This window comes from Burkholderia sp. LMG 13014 (assembly GCF_905232215.1).
GTDB lineage: Bacteria > Pseudomonadota > Gammaproteobacteria > Burkholderiales > Burkholderiaceae > Burkholderia.
Map to the genome: position 1 here is coordinate 1 of NZ_CAJNKE010000334.1, position 6,538 is coordinate 6,538.

A 6,538-nucleotide genomic window follows, 5' to 3' on the forward strand; every position below is an offset into this window, starting at 1 on the left:
GGTCGCGATGCGAAGCGGCGGGCAGGTCCGTGCAGCCGCCGTCATGCGTCCGGATTCCGTATCGGGAGACCGACGCTGATGAACGCTGATCGCCGCATGCGCGCGCATACGCTGCTCGAAGTGTTGATTGCGATGACCGTCGGTCTGCTCGTGCTCGTGGCGGCCGGTGCGTTGTACCACGCGCAGCGCGTCGCACAGAGGCGCGCGGACGACGGGTTCCGGATGCGCGATGCAGCCGCCACGGCACTGATGCTGATCGGCGAGCAGATCCAGATGGCCGGTTTCCGGCCGCTCGATGCGAAGAGGGTGTCGTCGTTGCCGCCCGTGTTCGGCTGTTCGATGGCGCGCGTGAGGGGCGATGGCGCAGAGGTACGGTGCGAGCCGGTGCGCGCTGCGTCGGACGCGTTGCTGATCCGGTATGTCGGCGATGCCGTGTCGACGTGGTCCACCGTAAGCGGCCAGGTGTCGGATTGCCTCGGGCAGGGTGTCGGCGTGTCCGGCGAACGTGCGCCGGTGGAGAACCGCTTCGACGTCCATGTCAGTCCGTCGACGGGCGAGCCCGAACTGTATTGCGAAGGAAACGGTCGTCCGGGTACGCCGCAGCCGGTCGTGTCGGGAATCGATCAGTTGCGGGTGCGTTATCTACGTCGCGGCGGCACGCAGTTCGTCGATGCCGGTGCAATGCGGGGCGGCGATTGGCCCGATGTCGTGGCCGTGCACGTCTGCGTGCGTGCGCGTGGCGAACCGGCGGGCGAGCCGGCGCGACACGTCGATTGCGACGGCCGCACCGTCGTTGCGCAAGACGGCCGTGCGCGTCTGACGCTCGATCGCATCGTCGCGTTGAGGAATGCCGAACACGCATTCGGCGAAACGTTGCGCAATGCAACGGATGAACGCGAGGTGCCGCGATGAACGGAGCGGGACAGTACGCGGCGAAGAGATCGCGATGCGTCGCGGCAGGCGACACGCATGAGCCTGTCGCGACGCATGGCGACGAGCCGCTGCAGGCTGCTGGTGCGGAAGCCCCGACAACGAGCCGGCGAGCGCCGCACCTACGCTTGCGGTCAGCCCGCCAGGATTGGCATCGCGACGCGGGCCTTGCCTTGCCTGCGGTGATTGCGGTTGGCGCGGCGGTCGCGGCGCTGACAGGCACGTGGTTCGAAGCCGCACTGACGGAATCGCGCCGCACGCGTGCGTTGTCCGATCGCCTGGTCGCATTCCACGCGGCCGATGCCGCGCTTGCTGCGTGCACCGCGCGATTGCGCCGGGGTTCGGCGCCCTACGTGAGCGAACGCGAGTCGCACACGGAGCCGGACGCGTGGCGGCGCATGCCGGCGCTGGCGGCCGCCGAAGCATTTGCGCCGTTCGCCGGCTGGCCGATGGCTGCGCAACCGCCGCGATGCCTGATCGAAGCATGGCGCGGGGTAGGGCCGGCAGGCGGCCGCGCTTATGTCGTCACCGCGCGTGGCGTCGGTGCGCACGCGTCGAGCGCCGTCTGGCTGCAGCACCAGGTCGCGCTACGCGACGGACACATCGTCGCCTTGCACTGGCGTCGCGTCGCGACGGTGCTTCGATGAACGGCCGCACGTCCGCGTACCGTTCGGCGGGATTCACGCTGATCGAGTTGATGATCGTGCTCGCGATCGTCGCGGTGCTGGCCGGATGGGGCATCCCGTCGTATCGCGAGCATGTCGTGCGCGTTCATCGCGCATCGGCGGTCGCCGCGCTGTACCGGGCGGCCCAATATCTCGAAACTCGGGACGGTGCGCCGCCTGCGGCATTGCCGGACACGCTCGCGCAGGCGCCGCCGGACGGGCGCGCGGTCTATCGATTGGCGCTCAGGCGGCCGGACGGCGACGATTCGCCGGTGAGCTATGAACTGGAAGCCATCCCGCTCGACGCGGGCCCGATGCACGACGATGCGTGCGGTGTATTCACGCTGCGCTCGGACGGGACGAAAGGCAATGTGCGAAGTGATGCCGCCGATGGGCAGATCTCGGCGTGCTGGGGTGTGCGTTGAGTCCGGGTGGAAGGCGCGCCACGGCGTATGGCCGTGCGCGCAGGATGCCGATAGTCAGTCGTCGCGCGTGTCGAGCCCGCGCTCGTTGCGGGACTGCTTCCAGATCCGGTAGACCTCCCATGCAGCGAAACCGAGGGTGCCCCACTTCAGCGCGGGCCCCGCGCTCGCGCGCAGCAGCGAGCGAACGGGTTTTGCGAGCACGAGCGATGCGAGCGAACTCAGCATCGGATACTGGTTGACGAGCTGGCCGAGGCTCGCGTTCAGGTTCTTGGCGGACTGGCTGAACTTGTTGCTGGACAGGCCGGGGATGAACACCTTGAGCCAGCTGAAGCGCGTGACGGCCTGGCGCATTTCGCCGGCGGCTTCCGCGAGTTCGAGCCGCTCGACTTCGGATCGCAGGATCAGCAGTTCCTTGCGGAGCGCGCGATGCTGCGACGCGCTCCAGTTCGATCGCGACGAATGGGAGCGGGGTGAATTGCCCGTGACGTTCTGGCTCATGGCGCGTCGGCGAAGTAGGTGGAAGGGGTGAGCGCGATTGCGTTCACGGCTTGCCGCGGAACAGTTCGCGGTCTTTCTCGATCTCGGCGAGCGTCGCCTCGAATACGGTCGGCGCATCGCGCAGGCCCGAGCGGGCTTTCAGTGCGCAGACGATGCCGCCTGCGGCATACAGCGCGGTGATCGCCGCGAGCGACTGCCAGCGGTAGGTATCCCAGAACGCGATCGCGACAAGCACAGTGAGGCTGATCAATGCCATCGTCGCGAGCATCATCGCGGCGAGCCCGAGGAACAGCACGCCCAGCAGGCGCTCCTTTTCCTCGGCAAGCTCGATGCTCACCAGTTCGAGGCGCGTTTGCAGAAGTCCGATCGCGGAGCCGACGAGGCGGCGCAGCGGTCCTTGGCCGGACGGCTGCGAGGTGGTGTCTGTCGTCATGGGTGAGGTGCGTGCGCGTGCAGTGTGCAGCTAGGACAAAGCCGGCCGGCGGAAACCGCCGGCTGGCTTCGACGCCCGCAGGCCGCGCGACGCGGCCAACGGGACGAAACGGCGCAGAGCGCGTTACTTGCGGTTGATCAGCAGGCCGATCAGTACGCCGACGCCTGCGGCGACGCCAATCGACGTCCACGGATGCTCGTGCACGTAATCGTCGGTCGCGCGTGCGGCCTTCTTGCCTTTCTCGACCACCACGACCTGGACGTCGGCTGCCTTTTCCTTGGCCTGCTTCAGGCGCGACATGGCTTTCTCGCGCAGCTCGGCCGCACGGTCGCCCGTGCTGCTCGCAGCTTGCTTGAGCAGGTCTTCGGCGTCCGAGAGAACGGTTTTGATATCCGACATCAGTTTCTCCTTGTTGATTTCCGACATTGCAACTCCCATCGTGCTGTCATGCTGCAGGTTCACATCGTAGCGAAACGCCTGCCTGCTGGCGAGCCGGGAAGACACACGACGGCCGTGCAAGACCGCATGGTAAACGACTTGTAATCATTCACAGAGCGGCAAACGGGGTGAAAAGTTTCCCGCGTGGCCGCCTGTCCTGCGTCGGCACCAGGCAAAAATGACAAAAAAGTATGAATATCAAACGGAATAATCGTTCGCACGCCCCATTGCTTCCCGTAAGCTGACAGACTTTCCCGCGCCGACCCGGGCGCGGTTTCAACCAGCATCGTTCGAGGAGGGAACATCATGAGTCTGCGTCTTGGCGACATCGCACCGGATTTCGAGCAGGAATCGAGCCTGGGCACGATCAAGTTTCACGAGTGGCTGGGCGACAGCTGGGGTGTCCTGTTCTCGCACCCGGCTGATTACACGCCGGTGTGCACGACCGAACTCGGGCTGACCTCGAAGCTGAAGGGCGAATTCGAGAAGCGCAATGTGAAGGTGATCGCGCTGTCGGTCGACGGTGTCGAATCGCACAAGGGCTGGATCAACGACATCAACGACACGCAGTCGACGGTCGTCGGTTTCCCGATCATCGCCGATGCGGACCGCAAGGTTTCGCAGCTGTACGACATGATCCACCCGAACGCGAACGAAACGCTGACGGTGCGTTCGCTGTTCGTGATCGACCCGAACAAGAAGGTGCGGCTCACCATCACGTACCCGGCCAGCACGGGGCGCAACTTCGACGAAGTGCTGCGTGTGATCGACTCGCTGCAGCTGACCGACAACTACAAGGTCGCGACGCCCGGCAACTGGAAGGATGGCGACGACGTCGTGATCGTGCCGTCGCTGCAGGATCCGGAAGAGCTGAAGAAGCGCTTCCCGAAGGGCTTCAACGCAGTGCGTCCGTATCTGCGCCTCACGCCGCAGCCGAACAAGTAAGCAGCGGCGGAGCGTGAACGCGGTACCGGGCCTGCGGCCCGGTGCGCGGCTCCGATGAAAAACGGCCCGCCCGGCAGTCATGCCGGGCGGGCCGTGTCTTTTTGCGCGTGCTCGTGCGCAGCATGGCTGCCGCGCACGCCGCACCCGGACGATCAGAAGAACGCCTGGATGCCTGTTTGCGCGCGGCCGAGGATCAGCGCGTGGATGTCGTGCGTGCCTTCGTACGTGTTGACCACTTCGAGGTTCACGAGGTGGCGTGCGACGCCGAATTCGTCGGAGATGCCGTTGCCGCCGAGCATGTCGCGCGCGAGCCGGGCGATGTCGAGCGACTTGCCGCACGAATTGCGCTTCATGATCGACGTGATCTCGACGGCCGCCGTGCCTTCGTCCTTCATCCGGCCGAGGCGCAACACGCCTTGCAGGCCGAGCGTGATTTCAGTCTGCATGTCCGCCAGCTTCTTCTGGATCAGCTGGTTTGCGGCGAGCGGCCGGCCGAACTGATGACGGTCGAGCACGTACTGGCGCGCGGTGTGCCAGCAGGACTCGGCGGCGCCGAGCGCGCCCCATGCGATTCCGTAGCGGGCCGAGTTCAGGCACGTGAACGGGCCGCGCAGGCCGCTCACGTTCGGCATCAGGTTATCTTCCGGCACGAACACCTCGTCGAGGACGATCTCGCCGGTGATCGATGCGCGCAGCCCGACCTTGCCGTGGATCGCGGGTGCCGACAGGCCCTTCCAGCCTTTCTCGAGGATGAAGCCGCGGATCGCGTCCTTGCCGTTCTCCTCCAGCTTCGCCCACACGACGAACACGTCGGCGATCGGCGAGTTCGTGATCCACATCTTCGCGCCGGACAGCGAGTAGCCGCCGGGCACCTTCTTCGCGCGGGTGACCATGCTGCCCGGATCGGAGCCGTGGTTCGGCTCGGTCAGCCCGAAGCAGCCGATCCATTCGCCGGTCGCGAGCTTCGGCAGGTATTTCTGCTTCTGCGCGTCGGAGCCGAATTCGTGAATCGGCACCATCACGAGCGACGACTGCACGGACATCATCGACCGGTAGCCGGAATCGACGCGTTCGACTTCGCGGGCGATCAGCCCGTAGCTCACGTAATTGAGGCCGGGGCCGCCGTATTCCTCGGGAATCGTCGGGCCGAGCAGGCCGACTTCGCCCATCTCGCGGAAGATTTCGGCGTCGGTCCGCTCGTGGCGGAACGCTTCGGTGACGCGCGGTGCGAGCTTGTCCTGCGCGTACGCCTGCGCGGCATCGCGCACCATCCGCTCTTCGTCGGTCAGTTGCTGGTTGAGCAGCAGCGGATCGTCCCAATGAAAAGTTGCAGCACTCATCGTCTCATCTCCTGTCGACCCGAGTTAGCGCTTTAGCGCTTACTCGGGTCCCATGCTTTGCGGTCGACCCGAGTTAGCGCTTTAGCGCTTACTCGGGTCCCATGCTTTGCGGTCGGCCCGAGTTGGCGCTTTAGCGCTTGCTCGGGTGCCATGCTTTGCGGTCGGTCCAAGCTGGCGCTTTAGCGCTTGCTCGGGTCCCATGCTTTGCAGTCGGTCCAAGCTGGCGCTTTAGCGCTTGCTTGGGCCCCATGCTTTGCAGTCGGCCCAAGCTGGCGTTTCAGTGCTCACTCGAGCCCTTGCTTTGCGGTCGGTCCCTGATTCAGCCGGGTTCCATGCCTGAGAGTTTGCTTGACGGAAGTTCCGCTGTGCGGAACAATGTTTTGCAAATCGAACCCAGTGTAGCACCAGATGACACTTTCAACCATCGACGAAACCACGATCGACGAACGCAAGTTCGTCGTCGCGCTCGCGCGCGGACTCGACCTGCTGCGCGCATTCCGGCCGGGCGAGACGATGCTCGGCAACCGCGACTTCGCGGAGCGCACGGGTCTGCCAAAGGCGACCGTGAACCGGCTCGCTTACACGCTGACCGTGCTCGGCTACCTGCGCTACGACGAGACGCTCGGAAAGTATGCGCTCGACGCCGGCGTGCTGTCGCTCGGCTACGCGCTGCTGTCGGGCTCGGGGACGATCGACCTCGCGCGGCCGCACATGCAGGCGCTTGCGCGCGACATCGGCGCGGCCGTGTCGCTCGGCTGCCGCGACGGGCTCGACATGATCTATCTGGAGACGATCCGCAGCGAGACCGCGCTGACGCTCGGGCTCGCGCCCGGTTCGCGGCTGTCGATGCTGACGAGCTCGATG

General features: G+C 65.6%; 9 protein-coding genes. 5 read left to right on the forward strand and 4 right to left on the reverse strand.

Annotated features, from left to right (window positions below):
• The first annotated feature begins 78 nt into the window (after positions 1-78).
• From JYJ84_RS25130 to JYJ84_RS25140, 3 genes are all read left to right on the forward strand, one after another.
• Positions 79-912 carry a PilW family protein gene (locus tag JYJ84_RS25130; RefSeq protein WP_175222321.1) on the forward strand — a complete coding sequence of 278 codons (834 nt, stop codon included), beginning with the start codon at positions 79-81 and terminating at the stop codon, positions 910-912.
• Between the two features lie 203 nt (positions 913-1,115).
• Complete coding sequence (locus JYJ84_RS25135) at positions 1,116-1,577, forward strand: pilus assembly protein (RefSeq protein WP_236027514.1); 462 nt, start codon at positions 1,116-1,118, stop codon at positions 1,575-1,577.
• Entirely contained in the window at positions 1,574-2,020 is a 447-nt protein-coding gene (locus JYJ84_RS25140) for a type IV pilin protein (protein WP_175222319.1), read from the forward strand. The genes JYJ84_RS25135 and JYJ84_RS25140 overlap by 4 nt, the downstream gene beginning before the upstream one ends.
• Before the next feature lie 54 nt (positions 2,021-2,074).
• On the opposite strand, the gene JYJ84_RS25145 is transcribed toward JYJ84_RS25140, so the two are convergent.
• The 3 genes from JYJ84_RS25145 to JYJ84_RS25155 all read right to left on the reverse strand — a co-directional run bounded on the left by JYJ84_RS25145 (position 2,075) and on the right by JYJ84_RS25155 (position 3,377).
• On the reverse strand, positions 2,075-2,518 hold the full coding sequence (locus JYJ84_RS25145; RefSeq protein WP_122944586.1) for a DUF3318 domain-containing protein: 444 nt from the start codon (positions 2,516-2,518) through the stop codon (positions 2,075-2,077).
• 43 nt (positions 2,519-2,561) lie between these two features.
• Positions 2,562-2,951 (reverse strand): phage holin family protein, encoded by a 390-nt coding sequence (locus JYJ84_RS25150; RefSeq protein WP_122944587.1) that lies wholly within the window; start codon positions 2,949-2,951, stop codon positions 2,562-2,564.
• A gap of 123 nt (positions 2,952-3,074) precedes the next feature.
• A complete protein-coding gene (locus JYJ84_RS25155) occupies positions 3,075-3,377 on the reverse strand; it encodes a YqjD family protein (protein ID WP_006494044.1) in 303 nt (100 codons plus the stop codon).
• A gap of 318 nt (positions 3,378-3,695) precedes the next feature.
• On the opposite strand from JYJ84_RS25155, the gene JYJ84_RS25160 reads away from it, so the two are divergent.
• The gene (locus JYJ84_RS25160; protein WP_122944588.1) at positions 3,696-4,334 is read left to right on the forward strand and encodes a peroxiredoxin; all 639 of its coding nucleotides are present in this window, start codon (positions 3,696-3,698) and stop codon (positions 4,332-4,334) included.
• Positions 4,335-4,486: 152 nt separating this feature from the next.
• On the opposite strand, the gene JYJ84_RS25165 is transcribed toward JYJ84_RS25160, so the two are convergent.
• Complete coding sequence (locus JYJ84_RS25165) at positions 4,487-5,674, reverse strand: acyl-CoA dehydrogenase (RefSeq protein WP_175222318.1); 1,188 nt, start codon at positions 5,672-5,674, stop codon at positions 4,487-4,489.
• Positions 5,675-6,082: 408 nt separating this feature from the next.
• On the opposite strand from JYJ84_RS25165, the gene JYJ84_RS25170 reads away from it, so the two are divergent.
• The coding region (locus JYJ84_RS25170; protein ID WP_205170148.1) for an IclR family transcriptional regulator at positions 6,083-6,538 on the forward strand (456 nt) is incomplete at its 3' end.

Bases quoted from the DNA above. Each gene is read 5' to 3' on its own strand.
- JYJ84_RS25130 (WP_175222321.1), top strand. From the start codon at position 79: ATGAACGCTGATCGCCGCATGCGCGCGCATACGCTGCTCGAAGTGTTG.
- JYJ84_RS25140 (WP_175222319.1), top strand. From the start codon at position 1,574: ATGAACGGCCGCACGTCCGCGTACCGTTCGGCGGGATTCACGCTGATC.
- JYJ84_RS25145 (WP_122944586.1), bottom strand. From the start codon at position 2,518: ATGAGCCAGAACGTCACGGGCAATTCACCCCGCTCCCATTCGTCGCGA.
- JYJ84_RS25150 (WP_122944587.1), bottom strand. From the start codon at position 2,951: ATGACGACAGACACCACCTCGCAGCCGTCCGGCCAAGGACCGCTGCGC.
- JYJ84_RS25155 (WP_006494044.1), bottom strand. From the start codon at position 3,377: ATGTCGGAAATCAACAAGGAGAAACTGATGTCGGATATCAAAACCGTT.
- JYJ84_RS25160 (WP_122944588.1), top strand. From the start codon at position 3,696: ATGAGTCTGCGTCTTGGCGACATCGCACCGGATTTCGAGCAGGAATCG.
- JYJ84_RS25165 (WP_175222318.1), bottom strand. From the start codon at position 5,674: ATGAGTGCTGCAACTTTTCATTGGGACGATCCGCTGCTGCTCAACCAG.